The 2,063-nt window shown below is 51.2% G+C and carries 1 protein-coding gene; it reads left to right on the top strand.

Annotation, left to right across the window (positions count from 1 at the left end; all coding sequences use genetic code 11):
- Positions 1 to 1,864: glycoside hydrolase family 127 protein (locus AB4Z33_RS30860; RefSeq protein ID WP_442053560.1), on the top strand; the 1,864-nt coding region annotated here is incomplete at its 5' end.
- Positions 1,865 to 2,063: the final 199 nt, after the last annotated feature.

Here is a 2,063-nt window from a genome sequence, read left to right as displayed (position 1 = left end):
GGTGAGGCAGACTGTCCAGGAAACGATTCCTTATCAGTGGAAGGCGTTGAACGATGAAATCGAAGGCGCCGAGCCGAGTCATGCCATAGAAAACTTCCGCATCTCGGCAGGAGATCAGACGGGAACTTTCTACGGCATGGTCTTCCAGGATAGCGACGTGGCGAAATGGATCGAAGCTGCCGCGTACAGCCTGCGGCAATTTCCTGATCCGCAGCTAGAAGCCGTCATCGATGCGGTTGTAGATTTGATGGGACGGGCTCAACGGCCGGACGGCTACTTGAATACGTATTATTCGGTCGCCGAACCGGAAAAGCGATGGAACGATTTTTCTTTCGGGCATGAGCTTTATTGCGCCGGACACTTGATCGAGGCTGCGGTGGCTTATTACGAGTCCACGGGCAAGCGGGCCTTTCTGGACATGATGTGCCGCTACGCTGATTATATAGACGGGATTATAGGACCTGATTCGGACCAAATGCACGTGTATTGCGGTCATGAGGAAATTGAGCTCGCGCTCATAAAGCTGTTCCGGACGACGAAAGAACAAAGGTATTTGCAATTAAGCCGATACTTCGTGGAGGAGCGCGGCAAGCAGCCGAGTTTCCTGAAGGAGGATCCGGGGTTTCGCAGCCCATCCAATGATCGCTGGTTCGATCTGGATTATCATCAGGCCCACGCCCCCGTGAGAGAACAGGAAACGGCAGACGGACATTCTGTCCGTGCCATGTATCTGTATACGGCTATGGCGGATCTCGCGATTGCTTACGGAGACGCTACGCTAACCAAAGCGCTTCGCAAACTATGGGATCAAGTGACCACCAAGCGAATGTATATTACGGGAGGGCTCGGCTCGCAAGGCCATGCCGAACGGTTTACGATTGATTACGATTTGCCTAACGACACGGCATACACGGAAACATGCGCGTCCATCGGACTTGTCATGTGGGCATTCCGAATGCTTCAAATTGAAAATGACAGCCGCTACGGGGATGTGATGGAACGCGTTCTGTTCAACGGGGTGCTGAGCGGGATGTCGCTGGACGGCACGCGTTATTTTTACGTGAATCCATTGGAAGTCCATCCTGCTGTCGCGGAGTACCGTTACGATATGCAGCATGTCAAAACCGAACGCGTTCCGTGGTTCGGCTGCGCTTGCTGTCCGCCCAATATTGCGAGGCTGATGACATCTTTGGATACTTACTTCTTTACGCAAAACCGGGCGGAGATCGCCATGCATCTTTATGCCTCCAATGAGAGCACATTCGACGTTCAAGGGCAAAAAATAATATTGCATACGGAAACGCGTTATCCATGGAACGGAGAGATTCAGATCCGAATGCAAACGGATGAGCCGACGGGCTGCACGCTTTCTTTCCGGATTCCTTCCTGGTGCAGAAACCCCTCCATCACGGTAAACGGGGAGCTGCTGGCGCTGGATGCGATCGTCAAGCGCGGATATGCATATATCAATAGAAAATGGATGGATAGCGACAACATCAAGCTGCATTTCCCGATGGTCGTCGAGCGTATCGAGTCGAATCCCAAAGTGCACGAGAATGCCGGTAAAATCGCTTTGCAATACGGTCCACTCGTTTATTGCTTGGAGGAAGTGGACAACGGCCCAGACCTCACGGATATTTGCCTTTCCGAGGCTTCTGAATTCATAGCGGTGAATAGGGAAGACGTACTAGGCGGTATCGTCGTTTTGTCAGGAGAGGGGCTGCGATCTGATCATACCTGGGAAGATGAACTGTACAGGCCGGTTACGCGAAAGAAGAAGAGCGTTCCCATAACGGCCGTCCCATACGCTTACTGGGGTAACCGGACGCCGGGGGAAATGCTGGTTTGGATTCGCGAAAAATAATAGTCGAACTCGTGGTGCCCCTGGTCAATGACTTTGTACGATTTATCATACAATACGTAAGCAAAACGGACTAATATAAGTTGAGTCCGTATACTTGTGTAAAAAGCTAGGATCTCAAAAAAAGGGAGCCATAGCCAAAATCCTCGTTTAGAATGGAGTTGTCGAGACAACATTCATTGGAGGGATTTTGGTATGACTC

Origin of the sequence: Paenibacillus sp. 2TAB19, assembly GCF_052115185.1 — a bacterium.
GTDB lineage: Bacteria > Bacillota > Bacilli > Paenibacillales > Paenibacillaceae > Pristimantibacillus.
Note: the sequence above shows the minus strand (reverse complement) of the source record. Positions and strands in the feature narration are given on the sequence as shown.